Origin of the sequence: Pseudomonas fluorescens, from assembly GCF_001307275.1 — a bacterium.
GTDB classification, from domain to species: Bacteria; Pseudomonadota; Gammaproteobacteria; order Pseudomonadales; family Pseudomonadaceae; genus Aquipseudomonas; species Aquipseudomonas fluorescens_AA.
On the sequence record NZ_CP012831.1, the window covers coordinates 2,336,591 to 2,355,867 of the forward strand.

At 62.4% G+C, this 19,277-nt stretch carries 17 protein-coding genes; 5 read left to right on the forward strand and 12 right to left on the reverse strand.

Translation table 11 applies throughout. The features are described from left to right. Positions 1–136: 136 nt before the first annotated feature. From AO356_RS10375 to AO356_RS10385, 3 genes are all read left to right on the forward strand, one after another. A complete protein-coding gene (locus AO356_RS10375) occupies positions 137–919 on the forward strand; it encodes a sulfite exporter TauE/SafE family protein (RefSeq protein ID WP_060743096.1) in 783 nt (260 codons plus the stop codon). Positions 920–987: 68 nt separating this feature from the next. Beyond that, on the forward strand, positions 988–1,797 hold the full coding sequence (gene lgt, locus AO356_RS10380; protein WP_030140534.1) for a prolipoprotein diacylglyceryl transferase: 810 nt from the start codon (positions 988–990) through the stop codon (positions 1,795–1,797). 49 nt (positions 1,798–1,846) lie between these two features. Beyond that, the gene (locus AO356_RS10385; RefSeq protein ID WP_060739705.1) at positions 1,847–2,818 is read left to right on the forward strand and encodes a thymidylate synthase; all 972 of its coding nucleotides are present in this window, start codon (positions 1,847–1,849) and stop codon (positions 2,816–2,818) included. Positions 2,819–2,930: 112 nt separating this feature from the next. On the opposite strand, the gene cadR is transcribed toward AO356_RS10385, so the two are convergent. After that, positions 2,931–3,377 (reverse strand): Cd(II)/Pb(II)-responsive transcriptional regulator, encoded by a 447-nt coding sequence (gene cadR, locus AO356_RS10390; RefSeq protein ID WP_003196623.1) that lies wholly within the window; start codon positions 3,375–3,377, stop codon positions 2,931–2,933. Between the two features lie 86 nt (positions 3,378–3,463). Between cadR and AO356_RS10395 the strand changes: the two genes are divergently transcribed. Next, positions 3,464–5,683, forward strand: coding sequence for a heavy metal translocating P-type ATPase (locus AO356_RS10395; protein ID WP_060739706.1), 2,220 nt, complete (start codon positions 3,464–3,466; stop codon positions 5,681–5,683). Positions 5,684–5,924: 241 nt separating this feature from the next. Here the strand turns inward: AO356_RS10395 and AO356_RS10400 are convergent, their stop codons facing one another. The 3 genes from AO356_RS10400 to AO356_RS10410 are packed head-to-tail and all read right to left on the reverse strand — an operon-like array spanning position 5,925 to position 11,133. After that, a complete protein-coding gene (locus AO356_RS10400) occupies positions 5,925–8,972 on the reverse strand; it encodes an efflux RND transporter permease subunit (protein WP_060739707.1) in 3,048 nt (1,015 codons plus the stop codon). After that, positions 8,969–10,033: an efflux RND transporter periplasmic adaptor subunit gene (locus tag AO356_RS10405; protein WP_060739708.1), complete on the reverse strand. Its 1,065-nt coding sequence runs from the start codon at positions 10,031–10,033 to the stop codon at positions 8,969–8,971. Before AO356_RS10405 ends, AO356_RS10400 begins: the two co-directional genes overlap by 4 nt. Then, positions 10,030–11,133 carry an efflux RND transporter periplasmic adaptor subunit gene (locus tag AO356_RS10410; protein ID WP_060739709.1) on the reverse strand — a complete coding sequence of 368 codons (1,104 nt, stop codon included), beginning with the start codon at positions 11,131–11,133 and terminating at the stop codon, positions 10,030–10,032. Before AO356_RS10410 ends, AO356_RS10405 begins: the two co-directional genes overlap by 4 nt. A gap of 240 nt (positions 11,134–11,373) precedes the next feature. On the opposite strand from AO356_RS10410, the gene AO356_RS10415 reads away from it, so the two are divergent. Continuing rightward, positions 11,374–12,534: an AAA family ATPase gene (locus AO356_RS10415; RefSeq protein ID WP_060739710.1), complete on the forward strand. Its 1,161-nt coding sequence runs from the start codon at positions 11,374–11,376 to the stop codon at positions 12,532–12,534. Between the two features lie 109 nt (positions 12,535–12,643). Here the strand turns inward: AO356_RS10415 and AO356_RS10420 are convergent, their stop codons facing one another. The 8 genes from AO356_RS10420 to AO356_RS10455 form a co-directional block, all read right to left on the reverse strand. Further along, positions 12,644–13,525: a transporter substrate-binding domain-containing protein gene (locus tag AO356_RS10420; protein WP_060739711.1), complete on the reverse strand. Its 882-nt coding sequence runs from the start codon at positions 13,523–13,525 to the stop codon at positions 12,644–12,646. Beyond that, a complete protein-coding gene (locus AO356_RS10425; protein WP_060739712.1) occupies positions 13,522–14,304 on the reverse strand; it encodes an amino acid ABC transporter ATP-binding protein in 783 nt (260 codons plus the stop codon). The genes AO356_RS10420 and AO356_RS10425 overlap by 4 nt, the downstream gene beginning before the upstream one ends. Then, the gene (locus AO356_RS10430; protein WP_060739713.1) at positions 14,301–14,960 is read right to left on the reverse strand and encodes an amino acid ABC transporter permease; all 660 of its coding nucleotides are present in this window, start codon (positions 14,958–14,960) and stop codon (positions 14,301–14,303) included. The genes AO356_RS10425 and AO356_RS10430 overlap by 4 nt, the downstream gene beginning before the upstream one ends. Continuing rightward, entirely contained in the window at positions 14,941–15,606 is a 666-nt protein-coding gene (locus AO356_RS10435) for an amino acid ABC transporter permease (RefSeq protein ID WP_060739714.1), read from the reverse strand. The genes AO356_RS10430 and AO356_RS10435 overlap by 20 nt, the downstream gene beginning before the upstream one ends. Before the next feature lie 494 nt (positions 15,607–16,100). Further along, entirely contained in the window at positions 16,101–16,883 is a 783-nt protein-coding gene (locus tag AO356_RS10440; protein WP_060739715.1) for a MetQ/NlpA family ABC transporter substrate-binding protein, read from the reverse strand. 281 nt (positions 16,884–17,164) lie between these two features. Then, entirely contained in the window at positions 17,165–18,100 is a 936-nt protein-coding gene (locus AO356_RS10445) for a sigma 54-interacting transcriptional regulator (protein ID WP_060739716.1), read from the reverse strand. A 47-nt stretch (positions 18,101–18,147) separates the two neighbouring features. Further along, on the reverse strand, positions 18,148–18,729 hold the full coding sequence (locus tag AO356_RS10450) for an alpha/beta hydrolase (RefSeq protein ID WP_060739717.1): 582 nt from the start codon (positions 18,727–18,729) through the stop codon (positions 18,148–18,150). Positions 18,730–18,934: 205 nt separating this feature from the next. Beyond that, positions 18,935–19,189 carry a DUF2789 domain-containing protein gene (locus AO356_RS10455; protein ID WP_060739718.1) on the reverse strand — a complete coding sequence of 85 codons (255 nt, stop codon included), beginning with the start codon at positions 19,187–19,189 and terminating at the stop codon, positions 18,935–18,937. Positions 19,190–19,277: the final 88 nt, after the last annotated feature.

Here is a 19,277-nt window from a genome sequence, read left to right on the forward strand (position 1 = left end):
CGCCACCCCATATCTCCAGGGTTCTCAGCCCACTCTACCCACACATCGCCCCGGCATCCATCGCCTTCAGTGGAGCCTGGGGCCCTGGATCCGTTACCATGCCGCTCTTATTTCGGGGATGGGCGGGGAGAGTCTGGTGGAATTTGTGCTCTATCTGCTGCTTGGCGCCTGCGCGGGTGTGCTGGCCGGGCTGTTCGGCGTGGGGGGCGGGATCATCATCGTCCCGGTGCTGGTGTTCAGTTTCACCCTGCAGGGTTTCGATCCGCAGGTGTTGACGCACCTGGCCGTCGGCACGTCCCTGGCATCGATCATCTTCACCTCGGTCAACGCCGTGCGCGAGCATCAGCGCAAAGGCGCGGTGCGCTGGCCGATTTTCGCCTGGATGACGGTGGGAATCCTGATCGGTGCCGGTTTCGGCGCGATCACCGCCGAAGCGATTTCCGGCCCGCACCTGCAAAAGATCATCGGCGTGTTCGCCCTGATCGTTGCCGTGCAACTGGCCCTGGACGTCAAGCCCAAGGCCAGCCGCACCGTACCGGGCAAGGCCGGGCTGACCGTGGCCGGCACCGTGATCGGCTGGGCCTCGGCGATTTTCGGCATCGGCGGCGGTTCGCTGACCGTGCCATTCCTGACCTGGCGCAGCGTGCCGATGCAACAAGCCGTCGCCACGTCATCGGCCTGCGGACTGCCCATCGCCGTGGTCAGTGCTTTGAGTTTCATGATGCTGGGCTGGCACGATCCGCTGCTGCCGGCCCATAGTCTCGGATTTGTGTATTTACCGGCGCTGCTAGGCATCGCCCTGACCAGCATGGTCTTCGCCCGTTTCGGCGCGCGGCTGGCCCATCGCCTGTCGCCGCGCTTGCTCAAGCGGCTGTTCGCCGCCTTGCTATTCTGCGTGGGCTTGAGTTTTCTGTTCTGACGCAATCCTGGCTTAATCCCGAGGTGGCAGCGTCGCCCGGGCATTTTTGACGTTTACGAGGAATATCAATGCTGCCTTACCCGCAGATCGATCCGGTGGCCCTGGCCATCGGCCCGCTGAAAATCCACTGGTACGGCCTGATGTACCTGATCGGCATCGGCGGCGCCTGGCTGCTGGCGTCGCGCCGGCTCAACCGCTTCGACCCGACCTGGAACAAGGAAAAGCTCTCCGACCTGGTGTTCTGGTTGTCCATGGGCGTGATCGTCGGCGGACGCCTGGGCTACGTGCTGTTCTACGACCTGAGCGCCTACCTGGCCAATCCGACGCTGATCTTCGAAGTCTGGAAGGGCGGCATGTCGTTCCACGGCGGGTTCATCGGCGTGATGCTCGCGGCGTTGTGGTTCGGCAAGCGCAACAACAAGTCGTTTTTCGAGCTGATGGACTTTGTCGCGCCGATGGTGCCGATCGGCCTGGGCGCCGGACGCATCGGCAACTTCATCAATGCCGAATTGTGGGGCAAGCCGACTGACGTGCCATGGGCGATGATCTTCCCGCCGTTCAGCGACCCGGCGCAATTGCCGCGCCACCCGTCCCAGCTGTACCAGTTCGCCCTCGAGGGTGTGGCACTGTTCCTGATCCTCTGGCTGTTCTCGCGCAAGCCGCGGCCAACCATGGCGGTATCGGGCATGTTCGCGCTGTTCTATGGCATCTTCCGTTTCATCGTTGAATTCGTCCGCGTCCCGGATGCCCAGCTTGGCTACCTGGCCTGGAACTGGCTGACCATGGGCCAGGTGCTGTGCCTGCCGATGATCATCGGTGGCCTGGCGCTGATCTGGCTGGCTTATCGTCGTGCACCGGCTGCGGCGGCCAAGGTTTAAAATTCGAACCCCGGGGCGCTGGCCTCGGGTTCAAGGACACAGGTAACCCATGAAGCAATATCTCGATCTGGTGGCCCACGTCATCAAGAACGGCACCAAGCAAGCCAACCGCACCGGCGTGAACACCATCAGCTTCCCCGGCGCCATGCTGCGCTACGACTTGAAGGACGGCTTCCCGGCCATCACCACCCGCAAGATGGCCTTCAAATCGGCCATCGGCGAAATGTGCGGTTTTCTCCGGGGCGTGAACAATGCCGCCGAGTTCCGCGCCCTGGGCTGCAAGGTCTGGGACCAGAACGCCAACGAAAACGCCCAGTGGCTGGCCAACCCGTTCCGCCAGGGCGACGACGACCTGGGCGAGATCTACGGCGTGCAATGGCGCAAATGGCCGGCCTACAAGCAGATACCCCTGAGCAACCCGGCGGCCATCGAGCAGACGCTGGCCCAGGGTTACCGGCAGATCGCCGAAGGCGAAGAAAACGGCCAGGCCTACGTGGTGCTGTACAAAGCCATCGACCAGGTTCGCCAGTGCGTCGACACCATCATCAAGGACCCGGGCAGCCGCCGTATCCTGTTCCACGGCTGGAACTGCGCCCAGCTCGATGAAATGGCCCTGCCGCCGTGCCATCTGCTCTACCAGTTCCACCCGAATGTCGAGACCAGGGAAATCTCCCTGACCCTCTACATCCGCTCCAACGACCTGGGCCTGGGCACGCCGTTCAACCTCACCGAAGGCGCCGCCCTGCTGAGCCTGATCGGTCGCCTGACCGGCTACACGCCGCGCTGGTTCACCTATTTCATCGGCGATGCCCACGTCTACGAAAACCACTTGGACATGCTCAACGAACAGCTCACCCGCGAGCCGTTCCCGATGCCCAAGCTGGTGATTTCCGAGCGTGTGCCGGAGTTTGCCAAGACCGGTGTGTACCAGCCTGAGTGGCTGGAGTTGGTGGAGCCGGGCGACTTCTCCCTCGAAGGCTACCAGCACCATGCGCCAATGACCGCGCCGATGGCCGTCTAAGCCACACCACCCGCCCCTGTGGGAGCGAGCTTGCTCGCGATGAGGCCATTACACTCAACATAGATGTTGACTGCCAAGCCGCTATCGCGAGCAAGCTCGCTCCCACAAAGGCTCAATGCCCATGACTGCGCCCCACATGCGAATGCTCCACCTCCGGCGCCACCGCCCCGCTCACCTCCAGCCGCTGCAAGATCCCGCATTGATCCAGGTCCGGCCCTTCGCCACAGCGGTGGCGCAGGTCAATCAGTTGTGTCTGCAGGGCCAGTAGGCCATCGATACGGGCCTTGACGTGCTGGATGTGTTCGTCGATCAGCGCATTGACGCTTTCGCATTGGTCTTGGGGGCTGTCACGCAGGGCCAGCAGGCTGCGGATTTCTTCCAGGGTCATGTCCAGGGTGCGGCAGTTGCGGATGAACGTCAGCCGCTCGGCATGGGCCTGGGTGTAGACGCGGTAATTGCCGTCGCTGCGGGCCGGTTCCGGCAGCAGGCCCTCACGCTCGTAATAGCGGATGGTTTCGACCTGGCAGTCGGTGATTTTCGCCAGTTCTCCGATCTTCATGATGCGGCCTCCCAAATAGGTGCTTGACCCTATAGTGGCTACAGGGTCTTTACTGCGCAACAGGCACTTTTCACGGACGTCACCCGATGAGCGATTCCCTTCACACCCACAAACCCGAGCACGGCCATGACCACGGGCATTCCTGCTGCGCCTCGAAAGCGGCGCCAGCGGTGGTCAACCTCGGCAAAACGCCGACGGACGGTGCGCGGCTGAGCAGTTTCCGCATCGAAGCCATGGACTGCCCCACCGAACAGACACTGATCCAGAACAAGCTCGGCAAGCTCGAAGGCGTGCAGCGACTGGAATTCAACCTGATCAACCGTGTGCTGGGCGTGACTCACGATTTGCCCAGCGACGCGCCGATCATCCAGGCCATCGAGTCCTTAGGGATGCAGGCCGACCCGCTGACCCCGGGCCAGAAATCGCAAACCAACGACCTGCCCGCCCCGGCCAAACCCTGGTGGCCGTTGGCGCTGTCCGGCGTGACGGCCCTGGGCGCCGAGCTGATCCATTTCACCAATGCCGCGCCCAACTGGGTGGTCGCGCTGGTGGCGTTGGTGTCGATCCTCAGCGGTGGCCTGGGCACGTACAAGAAGGGCTGGATCGCCCTGAAGAACCGCAACCTGAACATCAATGCGCTGATGAGCATCGCCGTGACCGGTGCCGTGCTGATCGGCCAATGGCCGGAAGCGGCGATGGTGATGTTCCTGTTCACCGTGGCCGAGCTGATCGAGGCCAAATCCCTGGACCGGGCGCGTAACGCCATCAGTGGCCTGATGCAGATGGCCCCGGAACAGGCCACCGTGCAACAGGCCGATGGCAGCTGGCAGGTGCAAGAGGTCAAGGCCATTGCCCTGGGTGCGCGGGTGCGGGTGCGCCCCGGCGAACGCGTGGGCCTGGACGGTGACGTGGTCGCCGGCCGCTCCACCCTCGACCAGGCACCGATCACCGGCGAAAGCTTGCCGGTGGAGAAAACCGTTGGCGACAAAGTGTTCGCCGGCACCATCAACCAGGCCGGCGAACTGGAATACACCGTGACCGCGGCGGCCGACCAATCCACCCTGGCGCGGATCATCCACGCCGTGGAGCAAGCCCAGGGCTCCCGCGCACCGACCCAGCGTTTCGTCGATCAGTTCTCGAAAATCTACACCCCGGCGGTGTTCGCCCTGGCCTTGGCCGTGGCCGTCATCCCACCGCTGTTCATGGGCGCGGCGTGGTTCGACTGGATCTACCGGGCGCTGGTGCTGCTGGTGGTCGCCTGCCCTTGCGCGCTGGTGATTTCCACGCCCGTGACCATCGTCAGCGGCCTCGCCGCCGCGGCGCGCAAAGGCATCCTGGTCAAGGGCGGCGTGTACCTGGAGGGCGGCTACAAGCTCGACTACCTGGCCTTGGACAAGACCGGCACGATCACCCACGGCAAACCGGTGCAAACCGACTACGTGGCCCTCGACCCGACAGTGCAAAGCACCGCCCCGGCCCTGGCCGCCAGCCTCGCCGCCCGTTCCGACCACCCGGTGTCCCGGGCGATTGCCAATGCGGCGGTGGATAAGCAACTGGCCCCGCAGGTTGTGGATAACTTCGAGGCGCTTGCCGGACGCGGCGTGCGCGGCGACATCGGCGGCCAGACCTATCACTTGGGCAATCACCGCCTGGTAGAAGACCTCGGCCTGTGCTCTCCCGAGCTGGAAGAAAAACTCTTCGCCCTGGAAAAACAAGGCAAGTCGGTGGTGCTGCTGCTCGACGCTACAGGCCCCTTGGCGCTGTTTGCCGTGGCCGACACCGTAAAGGACTCCAGCCGCGAAGCCATCCGGCAATTGCACGACCTGGGCATCAAGACCCTGATGCTCACCGGCGACAACGCCCACACCGCCGAAGCGATTGCCGCGCAGGTGGGCATGGATCAGGCGCGGGGCGACTTGTTGCCGGAAGACAAGCTGCAAGCCATTGAAGCGCTGTATGCCCAGGGTCACCGCGTCGGCATGGTCGGCGACGGCATCAACGACGCCCCGGCCCTGGCCCGTTCGGAAATCGGTTTCGCCATGGCGGCGGCCGGCACCGACACGGCCATCGAGACCGCCGACGTCGCGCTGATGGACGATGATCTGCGCAAGATTCCAGCGTTCATTCGCCTGTCGCGGCAGACGTCCAGCATCCTCAAGCAAAACATTGCCCTGGCGTTGGTGATCAAGGCGATTTTCCTTGGGGTCACCTTCGCCGGGCTTGCCACCATGTGGATGGCGGTGTTTGCCGACATGGGGGTGAGTTTGTTGGTGGTGTTCAATGGGTTGCGGTTGTTGCGCAAGTAAAAGGCCAGGGTGACCGGACTGGCCTCATCGCGAGCAAGCTCGCTCCCACAGTGGTTCTCTTTTGCTCGCAGAATATGTGCTCACTGAGGATCCCTGTGGGAGCGAGCTTGCTCGCGATAGGGCTGCGCAGCAGCCCTTATAGGGCCGCTTCGCGGCCCAGCGGGAGCAAGCTCCCTCGCCACAGAAGCAGTGCATGGCAACTCTCGTCAGCAGTGCATGGCCGTTCTCGTCGCAATGACGGTCAATCGCGCTTGGGCTCGCGGATCTTGTACCAGGCCACATACAGCGCCGGCAGGAACAGCAGCGTCAGCAGGGTGGCGATGATGATCCCGCCGATCATCGCGTAGGCCATCGGCCCCCAGAACACTTCCCGGGCAATCGGGATCATCCCCAGGCTCGCCGCGGCGGCCGTGAGCAGGATCGGCCGGCGCCGGTGTTCGGTGGCCTCCACCACCGCGTCCCAGGGCTCGTAGCCGTCACGTTCGTATTCATCGATCTGGGTCACCAGGATCACCGAGTTGCGGATGATGATGCCGATCAAGGCCAGGATCCCGAGGATCGCCACGAAGCCCATGGGCGTGCCCGTCGGCACCAGCGCCAGCACCACGCCGATCAACCCGAGGGGCGCGACGCTCGCCACCAGGAACAGTTTCTGCACGCTGTGCAGCTGGATCATCAGGAAGGTCGCCATCAGAAACAGCATCAGCGGCACGACGCTGGCGATCGGCCCTTGGGCCTTGCTGCTTTCTTCCACCGTGCCGCCCGTGGCGACCTTGTAACCCACCGGCAGGCCGGCGGCGAACTTGTCGATGTCCGGTTGCAGTTGCTTGACCAGGTCGGTGGGCTGGATCTCGTCGCGCACCGCGGCCTTGATGGTGATGGTCGGCTTGCGGTCACGACGCCACACCAACGGCTGCTCCAGTTCATAGCGCACCGTGGCAAACGCCAGCAGCGGAATCGAGGTGCCACTCGGGGTGACGATCTGCAGGTTCTGCAGGGTTTCCGGCGAACCGCGCTCGGCATCTTCAGCGCGGCCGACCACATCGATCAGGTAGATATCGTCGTTGACCTGGGTCACCGGCGAGCCACTGACGATGCTGTTCATCAGCCTGGCCATATCATCGGAAGACAAGCCCAATTGCCGCGCCTTGTCTTGGGCGATATCAATGCGCAGGACCTTGCCCGGCTCGTTCCAGTCGTAAATGATTTCGCCGATGTGCGAGTTCTTGTCCAGCTCGGTGGCCAGCTCGATGGCGTGCTTGCGCACCTGGTCGACGTCCTTGCCGCTGACCCGGTACTGGATCGGCCGGCCCACCGGCGGGCCCATTTCCAGGGCCTGCACGTAGCTGCCAATGCCGACGAAATCCTCGCGCAGACGCTTTTGCAGGCGCTCGGTCAGGGCGTTGCGCGACTCCAGGCCCTTGCTGACGATCACCAGTTGCGCGTAGTAGGGGTTCTGCAATTGCTGGTCCAGCGGCAGGTAGAAGCGAATCGCGCCTTCGCCGATGTAGGTGCTCCAGCGCGCGATGTCCGGGTCACCCTTGAGGGTCGCTTCCAGGCGGTCGACGGCTTTGCGGGTCTCGTCCATCGAGGCGTTTTGCGGCAGGTTGAGGTCCACCAGGATTTCCGGTCGGTCCGAGGAAGGGAAGAACTGGTTCTGCACGAAGCGCATGCAAAACACCGCCAGCACGAACAGCAACACCGTGATGCCAATGGCCCACCAACGATTGCGCATCGCCCACAGCAGGCCGCCGTTGAACGCCCGGCCGATCCGTCCCGGCTCGGCGCTGTGAGGTTTGACGTTGGTGCTGAGAATATGCACGCCGATCACCGGGGCAAACAGCACCGCGACGATCCACGACACCAGCATCGCCACGGCGATGACCGCGAACAGGGTGAAGGTGTACTCACCGGCGGAACTCGCATTCAGGCCGATGGGCACGAAACCGGCGACAGTCACCAGGGTCCCGGTGAGCATCGGGAACGCCGTCGAGGTATAGGCAAAGGTCGCGGCCTGCTCCTTGCTGTCACCTTTTTCCAGGCGCGTGACCATCATCTCCACGGTGATCATCGCATCATCCACCAGCAGGCCGAGGGCGATGATCAACGCCCCGAGGGAAATCCGCTGCATGGTGATGCCGCTGTATTCCATGAACAGGAAGACCATCGCCAGCACCAGTGGGATCGAACAGGCCACCACCAGCCCGGCCCGTACGCCAAGGCTGATGAAGCTGACGACCAGGACGATGATCACCGCCTCGAACAAGGCGCTGGTAAAGCCGCCGACGGCCTCCTCCACCACCTCGGCCTGGTCCGACACGGTGTGCACGCCAACGCCCACCGGCAGGTCGGCGGTCAGTTCGTTCATGCGCGCATGCAGCGCCTTGCCGAAATCCTGGATGTTGCCACCCTTCTTCATCGCGATGGCGAGACCGATGGCCGGCGTGCCGTTGAAGCGGAACATCGGTGTGGCGGGGTCGACATAACCGCGGCTGATGTCGGCGATGTCGGCCAGTCGATAGAACCGGTCATTGAGCCGCAGGTTGACGTTTGCCAGGTCTTTTTCCGACTGGAACTGCCCGGACGTACGCACGGAAATCCGCTCCGGCCCCGCGTCGATCACCCCGGCCGGCGTCACGGCATTCTGCGACTGCAGGCTCTGCACCACCTGCTGCTGATCGATGCCCAGCGCAGCGAGTTTGCGCGTGGAGAAGTTCAGGTACAGCACTTCATCCTGTTCGCCGAGCATTTCCACCTTGCCCAGCCCGGGCACGTCGCGAATCTCGGCGCGCACCTGCTCCACGTAGTCGCGCAACTGGCGCATCGACAGACCGTCGCCGGTGAAGGCGTATACCGAACCGTACACGTCACCGAACTCGTCGTTGAAACCCGGGCCTTGCAGCCCCTGGGGGAAGTCGCCACGAATGTCGTCGATCTTCTTGCGTACCTGGTACCAGATCTCGGGGATGTCCTTGGCCCCGGTGGTGTCGAGCAGGTACACGAACACCGTCGATTCGCCCGGACGGGTGTAGCTTTTGACGTAGTCGAGGGAGTCGAGCTCTTCGAGTTTCTTCTCGATGCGGTCGGTGACCTGCTTGAGGGTTTCTTCCTGGGTCGCGCCCGGCCAGCGGGTCTGGATGATCATGGTCTTGATGGTGAACGACGGGTCTTCCTCCCGCCCCAGGTTCATGTACGAGAACACGCCCATCAACAGCGCCACGAACATCAGGTACCAGACGAACGACTGATGCCGCAGGGCCCATTCGGATAAGTTGAAAGGCCCTTTCATCGTGCGTCCTCGTCGAGTTTCACTTTCTGCCCCGGCTTGAGGCTGTTCACGCCGGCGCTGACCACGCGGTCGCCGGCCTTGATGCCGTTGGCCACCAGCACCGCGTCATTGGAGCGTTCGAGAATCCGGACTTCGCGGGGGGAGACGGTCTGGTTCTGCGGGTCGATGAGCCAGATGCGCACCTTGCCGTCGATCTCTTGCAGGGCGCTGAGCGGCAGCTCGATGCGCGGTTCGATGGTCGAGCTCAGGGTCACGCTGATGGCCGTGCCCAGGCGAAAACCTGGCGGTGTGTCGGTCAGCGTCAGGCGCGCGCGGCGGGTGCGGGTAGCGCTCTGGGCCTGGGGTTCGATCTCGCGCACGATGGCGCTGGTGTGGATCGTCGGGTCCAATTGCGCCGCGACCTCGAACACCACGTCCGTGGGCAGGCGCTCGACCAGCCCGGCCGGCAGGTCGATCACCGCTTCCTTGACGTCCGGACGGGCCAGGGTCACCACTTGTTGGCCGGCGGTGACCACCTGCCCCGCTTCGGCATTCCAGGCCGTAACGACGGCATCGTGGTCGGTACGCAGCTCGCTGTAGTTGAGCTGGTCGCGGGCCTGCTCCACCGAGGCCCGGGCCTGTTCGAGAGAGGCGCCGGTGGTTTTCAGATCGGTCTGGGCGATGTCCAGTTGCGCCTGGGCCCCAACGCCACGGTCGAACAATTGCTGCTGGCGACGGGCATTGGCCTGGGCATTGATGTACTGCGCCTCGATCCGCGCCAGGTCGCCTTGGGAGGCGCGCAACTGGTTCTGCTGGTCGGTGGGGTCGAGCGTGGCGAGCAAGTCGCCCTTCTTCACTTCAGCACCGACATCGACGTTGCGGCTGGCGATACGTCCTGGCACGCGGAAACCCACGTTGCTCTCGTATCGCGCCTGGATATTCCCGGCAAACCGCCCGAGTGCCTGCTGGTCTAGGGCCCGGACCTCAACGGACAACACCGGGCGCACCGGTTCGGGCGGCGCCTCTTCCTTGGAGCAAGCGGCCAGCAACAGGCCGGCCGAGACCATCCACAAACGCTTCATGGCTGGACTCCCGGCTTGGATTTTCCATAAGTGTCTTCAGCGATCTCGACGCCTACGCCGGGGTGCAGCAATTGCCCGCCCGCAGTGACGATTTTCTCACCGCCCTTGAGGCCGTCGCTGATGATGACCTTGCCGGTCAGGTAGCGGCCGACCGTCACCGTTTGCAGCTGCGCCTTGCCCTCGCCGTCCACCAGCCATACGGCCGGCTCACTGAGGTTCTTGGTCAGGGCCGACCAAGGCAGCTCGAAAGCGGTCTTGCCGGCGGACTTGGCCGTGGCGCTGACCACCGACCCCAGGCGCATGCCTTCGGGCAGATCATTGAGGGTGACCTTGACCTGCACGGTACCGGTCTGGGCAGACACCGCGGGAGTGATTTCGCGTACCGTGCCGGTGGTCTTGATGGCGGGATCATCCAGCAGACTGATGGTGATTGCAGGGTCCGACGGTGGTTCGCTCAACAGCGATTCGTAGACGTTGAACACCGCGTCGCGCTCGCCGTCCCGGGCCAGGCTGAAGATCGGCTCCGTGGCCTGCACCACCTGGCCGACTTCTGCCTGGCGCGCGGTGATGATGCCCGGTGCCTCGGCAATCAGCGCGGTGTAGCTCAATTGCTCACGGGCGTTGGCCAACTGGGCCTGGGCGGCGGCCAGCGCACTCTGGCTGCTGCGCAGTTGAGCCTGGGCCGCATCGTATTCGCTCTGGCTGGTGTAGCCCTTGGGCAGGAGTTTCTGCTGGCGTACGAACGCCGCCGCACTCTGCTTGACCCGCGCCTGCTCGGCGGCCACCTGGGCCTCGGCGGAGTCGACGTTGGTCTGCAGGTCCCGGGGATCGAGCCGGGCCAGCACTTGCCGGGCCGAGACCCGGTCACCGACATCGGCCTTGCGCTCGATGATCTTGCCGCCCACACGAAACGACAGATCGGCCTGCACCCGCGCCTGGACATCGCCGGTCAAGGTCACCGAGGCTGCGTATTCACTGGGCACGGCTTGCTGCACGAAAACCCGTGGCAGGGCTTTTTCTTCGGGCTTCTTATCACCGCACCCCGTCAACAATGCACACACGCCCAAACCAATAACCCATTTGATTCCGGGACCAGTCATGCAGACTCCTTTGCGTTGTACGGACGTACCAGTGACGATACGACTGTGAGCTTAGAACAGGGTTCCGCGAATACAATGGGTGCAGCAAATCAGGCAAACTGATCGCCTCCTGTAGGAGCTGTCGAGCGAAGCGAGGCTGCGATCTTTCCCCTGACAGTTGAATCTCAAGCGAAAGATCAAAAGATCGCAGCCTCGCTTCGCTCGACAGCTCCTACGAACCCATGCAGCAGGAGTCTGCTCATGCTCAAGACATTGGCGGTGGCCAACTACCGTTCGATCAATAAATTGGTCATTCCCCTGGGCCGGCTGAACCTGATCACCGGCCCCAACGGCAGCGGCAAATCCAATCTGTACCGTGCCCTGCGCCTGCTGGCCGAGACGGCCCAGGGTGGGGTGGTCAATGCCCTGGCCCGTGAAGGCGGACTCGATTCGACCTTCTGGGCCGGCCCGGAGGAAATCAGCCGCCGCATGCGTAACGGCGAGGTGCCGGTCCAGGCGATTGTGCGCCAGGGCACCAAGCGCCTGCGCCTGGGTTTCGCCGGGGAAGACTTCAGCTATTCGATCGCCCTGGGCTTGCCGGAGCCCAGCAGTTCAGCGTTCTCGCTGGACCCTGAAATCAAGCGCGAATGCATCTGGGCCGGCCCGGTGTTTCGGCCCGCCAGCCTGCTGATGGACCGCAATGGGCCGATGATTCGTGCCCGCGAAGGCCGTTCCTGGGATGTGCTGGCCCAGCACACGCCCACCTTCGACAGCCTGTTCGACCAGGTCGGCAGCCTGCGCACTTCGCCGGAGGTCCTGCAGATGCGCGAGTTCATCCGTCGCTGGCGCTTCTATGACCATTTTCGCAGCGACGCCGACGCCCCGGTGCGCCAACCGCAACTGGGCACCCGCACGCCGGTGCTGCACCACGACGGACGTGACCTGGCCGCGGCCCTGCAGACCATCCTTGAAATCGGCGAAGACGAAGCCCTGCATGCCGCCATCGGCGACGCGTTCCCCGGTGCCCGCCTGAACATCGAGAAACTGCAAGGCGGACGTTTCGCCATCGCGTTTCAACAACATGGCCTGCTGCGGCCGCTGTCCGCCGCCGAACTGTCGGACGGGACCCTGCGCTATCTGTTGCTGGTGGCCGCCCTGCTCACCCCACGACCGCCTTCGCTGATGGTGCTCAACGAACCGGAAACCAGCCTGCACCCGGACCTGTTGCCGGCCCTGGCGCGGTTGATCATCCGCGCCTCGGCAAATTGCCAGGTCTGGGTCGTGTCCCACGCCACGCGCCTGATCGCCGCCCTGGAACAGGATGAGCAGTGCAATTGCATCGTGCTGGAGAAAGACCTTGGACAGACCGGGATCGTCGGGCAGCGGGCGCTGGATGAGCCAGCGTGGCACTGGCCGGATTGAGTGGTGCCTGTAAACCGGATCGCGAGCAAGCTCGCTCCCACACAATTAACCCTGTGGGAGCGAGCGTGCTCGCGAAGGCGCGCTGAAGGTCTACACACCCCTCAGAGAATCACCCCTGCCATTTGCCACCCTCGACAATCACACTCTCCGGCTTGGTGTCATCGCTCAGTTCCTTGCGCACGTATTGGTCGTACAGCTTGAGCAAGTACTTCTCTTCACCCAGCTTCGCCAACTCGGCATTGACCCAATCACGCAACTCGATATTGCCCTTCTTCACCGCCGGTGCAATCGGCGCTTCGGCGCCCAGTGTCTGCTCCAGCACGCGATAGCCGGGGTTCTGCTTGGCCCAACTGAACAGCACCAGATTGTCCTGGGCATAGGCATCGCCACGCCCGTTGGCCAGAGCTTGCAAGGACTCGGAATTTTTCTCGAACTTGAGCAGCTTCCAGTCCGGGTGATTTTTGGTCAGCCAGATGTCCGCCGTGGTGCCGGTGGTGACGATGGTGGTGCGGCTCGCCAGGTCATCGAGGCTTTTCACCGCGCTGGCTTGTGGCACCAGCGCCTGCACCGCGACTTTCAGGTTCGGGTTGGTGAACTCCACCGCCTCCTTGCGCTCCGGGGTCACGGTCATGTTGGCCAGGATCAGGTCGACCTTGTCACTTTGCAGGAACGGAATCCGGCTCGCCGGTTCGACCGCGACGAACTCGACCTTGTTTTCATCGCCGAGCAGGTCCTTGGCGAATCGACGACCGATGTCGGTATCGAAGCCGACATAACGCCCCGCCTCATCGACGAAGCCAAACGGCGGCTTGTCGGTGAAGACGCCGACAATCAATTTGTCCCGCGCCTTGATTTTGTCCAGATAGCTGGTCGACGCAGCGCTTGGGCTGGCCACGTTCGGCTTCGGCGGTTCTTCGGTTTTATTGCAGCCGACCAGCAAAGCGGCGGCGAGCAACGGCAGTAGCAGCAGAGAAGACTTGGCAGTTTTCATGACAGTTCCAGTTCCTTTGTTTGAGTCGTTTTGGGTAGTGCGGCGACGTAGGAGAACTTCTCCAGGAACTGCTGCGCTCGTGCGGTTTGCGGGTTCGTAAAGAAAATCTCGGGAGGGTTTTGTTCAAGGATCCGCCCGGCGTCCATGAACACGATGCGGTCAGCCACGGCGCGAGCGAAGGCCATTTCGTGGGTGACGATCAACAGCGTCATGCCTTCGCGGGCCAGGCCCTGGATGACTTCCAGCACTTCCTTGACCATCTCCGGGTCGAGGGCGGCGGTGACCTCATCGAACAACATGACCTTGGGGTTCATGCACAGCGAACGCACAATGGCGATGCGTTGCTGCTGGCCGCCGGAGAGCTGACGTGGAAAGGCATCGCGCTTGTCCAGCAGCCCAACCCGCGCCAGCAAGGCTTCGGCCTGTGCGCGTGCTTCGCGGCGGTCGCGCTTTTGCACTTTGACCGGGCCGAGCAGCAGGTTATCGAGCACGCTCATGTGCGGGAACAAGTGATAGCTCTGAAACACCATGCCGATCTGCTGCCGCACTTCGCGCCAGTCGGTGCCCTTGTCCAGCAACTCGCGACCGGCGAATGCCAAGCTGCCGCTGTGGGCCACCTCCAGCCCGTTGAGACAACGCAGCAAGGTACTTTTTCCGCAACCACTGGGGCCGAGGATGACGATCACTTCGCCCGACTGCACTTGCAGATCGATGCCATCCAGCACCTGCTGTTCGCCGAAAAACTTGTTGAAACCCTTGAACTCGATCAATGCGCTCATGCTTGCGTCCAGCGCCGCTCCAGCACGCGGGAGGCGGCCGAAAGCGGGTAGCAGATAAAGAAGAAAAACAGGAACAGCGCGCCGTAGATCAGCACGGACTCGTAGGTGCGCTCGATGATCTGCTGGCCGACCTTGATCACGTCCACCACGCCGATCAGCACGGCCAGGGAGCTGGTCTTGATGATGCGCGTGTAGACGTTGATGGTCGGCGGTGTCATGCGTCTGAGCGCTTGCGGCAACAACACATGGCCGTAGAGTTGCAGACCGTTCAAGCCAATGGACAAGCCCGCCTCGCGCTGGCCGCGCGGCAACGAATGCAATGCACCGCGTACCACTTCACCCACCTCGCTTGCGCCCCATAACGACAACACCAGGACCGCGCACCAAAAGCTTGGAAGGCTCAAGCCGAAAAAGATCGGCAGGCCGAAGAACAGCAGGTACAACCAGACCAGCACCGGGATCGCCCGGAACAACTCCAGGTAGACCCGCAGAACGACATCCACGCCTTTCACACCCAACGTCCGCAACACCCCATAAAGCACGCCGCCCACAGTGCTGAGGGCGATGCTCAGGAAGGAAATCGACAAGGTTTGCGCGGCGCCCTTGCCCAGTTGCGGCAACGACACCCACAGCAACTCAAGACCCGAACTGGCCATGCTGGAGCCTCCTTTCCAGGCGGCTGAGCAGCAGCGACAGCGGCAAGAACAGCAGCACGCAAATCAGCGTCAGCACAGCGAGCATTTCGTAGGTCTTGTAGTAGAGCGCGATGTAGCTTTTGGTGGTGTAGAGAATCTCCGGCACCGCCACGGCCGAGACCACGGTGGTCTCCTTGAGCAGGAAAATGAAGTTGGCGAACAGCGACGGCAAGCTGAGGATCCCGGCCTGCGGCAGGATCACGTAGCGCAGCAACTGCCCGTGGGACAGGCCGATGGAACGGCCGGATTCCAATTGCGCCTGGGGCACCGCGTCCACGCCCGCCCGCAGCACTTCCGTGAGATAGGCGCCTCCCAGGAACGTCATGGTGATGATCGCTGCGGCAAACCCCGACACCTTGATGCCCAGCGCCGGCAAGGCGAAGTAGACGAAGAACAACTGAATAAGCAGCGGGGTGTTGCGGGCCAGCTCCACATACAGCCCCACCAGGCGTTGCAGGTAAGGTGTGCGCAACACCAGGATCGTTGCGTTCACGAGCGCCACCAGCAGCGAGGTGGCGATGGCGATAAGGCCAACTTGCAGCGTCACGCCCACGGCCTTGAGAAACGCCGGGAGGGTGCTGAGGATAAAAGCGTAATCGAAGTTCATTGAACATCCTGGACGCCGCTCGGTAAGCGGCGGTCGTGCGGTCCATGGGCAGCGGATAGCTACTCGGCAGGCACTGACTTTAATGGCATAAGAACTGTAATTTAAATACCGTTAAAGCATATTGATATCACGCAAAAAACTATCCCCGGATTTGCCGCGAAGAACAAAGACGACTATTTTCCTTGCGCCGCAGGGAGGATCTTTTTCGCCATCCCCCCTCACCATTACAAGGAAGAAAACATGGCTGACGTAAACGTGCCGCAGCGACTGGAACCGCAGGACATATTGAAATTGTTGATGGCGTTGCGCAGGGCGTTGAAGAGCGGGGAGACCTGATCCATTCCCTGTGGAAGCGAGCTTGCTCGCGATAGCGGCCTGTCAGTCACATCAGTGTTTATTGATGAACCGCCATCGCGAGCAAGCTCCCACAGTAAAAAACGCCGACGCTGTATCAGCCGTCGGCGTTTGAAACCATGAAGGGTGTACCGCGCGAATCAGAACGCCGGCAGTACCGCACCGCTGTATTTCTTCTCGATGAACGCCTTCACTTCAGGGCTGGTCAAGGCCTTTGCCAGTTTCTGGATGGCCGGGCTGTCCTTGTTGTCCGGACGGGCCACCAGGAAGTTGACGTAAGGCGAATCCGAACCTTCGATCACCAAGGCATCCTTGGCCGGGTTAAGACCCGCTTCCAGGGCATAGTTGGTGTTGATCAGGTCCAGGTCGACCTGGTCCAGCACCCGCGGCAGCATGGCCGATTCCAGCTCCTTGAACTTGAAGTTGCGCGGGTTCTTGGCGATGTCTTTCGGCGTCGCCAACGCGTTTTTCGGGTCTTTCAACTCGATCAGGCCAGCCTTCTGCAACAGGATCAGCGCACGGCCGCTGTTGCTGCCTTCGTTGGGCAGCGCGATGGTCGCGCCGTCTGGCAGGTCAGCCAGCGTCTTGTACTTCTTGGAGTAGCCACCGAACGGTTCGACGTGAACACCGATCACGGTCACCAGGTTCGTGCCTTTGCCTTCGTTGAAGTTCTTCAAGTACGGCAGGGTCTGGAAGTAGTTGGCGTCCAGGCGTTTCTGGTCAACCTGCACGTTGGGTTGGACGTAGTCGGTGAAGACCTTGATTTCCAGGTCCACGCCTTCCTTGGCCAGGGTTGGCTTGATCAGCTCGAGGATTTCAGCGTGGGGCACCGGCGTGGCGGCCACCACCAGTTTCTCTGCAGCCTGGGCCAGGCCCGACGTCAGGGCTGCCGCCAATGCGGTGAACAACAGAACCTTTTTCATGCAGTGTCCTTATCGAAAATCACAGTCGTCATGGACGACGGCTAAATGAGGGTGTGCCAGTGAAGTGCTATCGCTGGCGTGATGCGGACAATACCGATATTTTTTATTCCTTAACAATATCTTTTGTTCAAGTTCATATTCATTTTACTCATATAGCTAACACCGCTTTTGTGGCGAGGGAGCTTGCTCCCGCTCGGTTGCGCAGCAACCGCAAGATCTTGGGGCCGCTACGCAGCCCAGCGGGAGCAAGCGCCCTCGCCACAAGAGCGGGTCAGCCACGCTTACAGCGTCGAGCCCAATCGACTGAGCAGCACCTTGAGTGCGGCACGCTCACCTTCCGATCCCCCTGCGATGACCTGCGCCACTTGCTGCTCGATCAGTTCCGGCACTGAAGGCTGGGGTGGCAAATTCAAATGCTCCGGCAAAATTTCCTCGCCCGTACTCACCAGCAATGCGAAATGAATGACGTTTTCCAACTCGCGGGTGTTGCCCGGCCAACTGTGCTGTTCGAGGGCATGCTGCGCCGCCTCACTGATCAGCGGCACGGCCAGGCCGAGTCGCTGGCTGTAGATGCCCAGGAAGTATTCGGCCAGGGACAGAATATCGCCCACCCGTTCACGCAGGGCCGGCAGTTCCAGTCGGCCTTCGCCCAGGTAGTGGTAGAGCCGTTCGTGGAATTTCCCGGCCGCCACCGCTTGCGCCAGGTCGATACTGGTGGCCGCGACCAGACGGACATCCACCGGACTGGGCTGGTGGGCGCCGACACGGGTGACTTCGTGGTTCTCCAGGGCCGCCAGCAACTTGATCTGGATCGGCAGCGGCAAATCGCCGATTTCATCCAGGTAAAGGGTGCCGCCGTTGGCCGAACCGAACCAACCGGCCCGGCTGCTGGCCGAGCCGCTGTAGCTGCCGGCGGCATACCCGAACAGTTCGGCGTCGGCGTAGGTCGGGCTGATGGCGCCGCAGTTGACCGACACAAACAATCCGCCGCGATCGCTTTCGCGATGGATATGCCGGGCCAGCAGTTCCTTGCCGCTACCGGTTTCGCCGCGTATCAGCACCGAGATCGCACGGGGCGCCAGTTGCTCCAACTCCTGGCGCAACTGCCGTGAACGGGGGTCGACAAACACCAGCGCCTTGGCGCGAATGCTCAGGGGGCTTTTTTCCGCATCGGGAAAGGTCAGCAAGGGCTGACCGAAGGTTTCATGCAAACTCATGGCAGGCTCCCGCCCCAGACCGCCGGGAGACGGGGGGCGCTAAAAATTCAGGCGCGACGCAGGGCGTGATGCTCCATGCGGTTTTGCAGACGATAGAGATAAGCGAAACCCTGCTCCCAACGCTGGTGGCCGGACTTCACGTTGATATGCCCCGCCCCGGCCAGGATTCCGGCCTCGGCCCCCCAGTTGCGCGCCAGTTCCAGGGCGCGTGGGGCGCTCACGGCGTCGTCGTTGTCGGAACTGACCACTTGGCTTGGGAACGGCAACAGATCGCTGGGAATCGGCGCGAAGTTGCGCAGCGCCGGGACGCAGGCTGGCCGCTCGACATCCGCCGGCGCCACCAGTAACGCCCCACGCACCTGCCGCAAAAACTGCACCGGCGCGGTGGCGGCCCAATGGGCCACCGTGATGCAACCCAGGCTATGGGCAATCAGGATCACCGGCGTGCTGTCGGCGGCCACGGCCTCGGCCAGCGCCGCGACCCAGTCTTCACGCCGAGGCGTCACCCAGTCGGCCTGCTCGACCCTGGCACTGTTGGGCAGGCTGTTCTGCCAGTGGGTTTGCCAATGATTTTCCGGCGATCCTTGCCAGCCCGGCACAATCAGGTAGCGAATCGATTCGTTGCGCATGGGTGCTCTCCTGCGTGTCTGTTCCCGGACGAGTATAGGGAGGAGAGCTATATTATTTAAGGAATAAGAAGCTATTTATTAATACTTAAAACGAATAACAGGTAATCCCCTGTGGGAGCGAGCTTGCTCGCGATAGCGAACGGTCAGTCGACATTGATGTAACAGACATACCGCCATCGCGAGCAAGCTCGCTCCCACAGGTCTCTCAGGCAGGTCGCTCGCTACGCCCCTTGCGCATCAACACATCCAACTGGTCTATCACTTCCGCCCAGTCCGCATCCTCGAGGATTTCCTCGCGCAGCATTTGCCGCTGGCCCTCATTCCAGAAAAACGCATCGGCCAAGTGCAATCCGGGCTTGAGGGGTGAATGCGTGGCGATGAACTGATCAATGCCAATGGCGTCATCGGGCAAGCCCAGTTGCTTGAACAATGCGCGAAGGGTGTGGATCGGCGGTTCCATAGGGGGCTCCTGGACATGAGTGGATGACGGGGTTGTTCCTAGGCAGTCTAGCCCCTCGCCGACCGCCAGACTGATCAAAATTCAATCA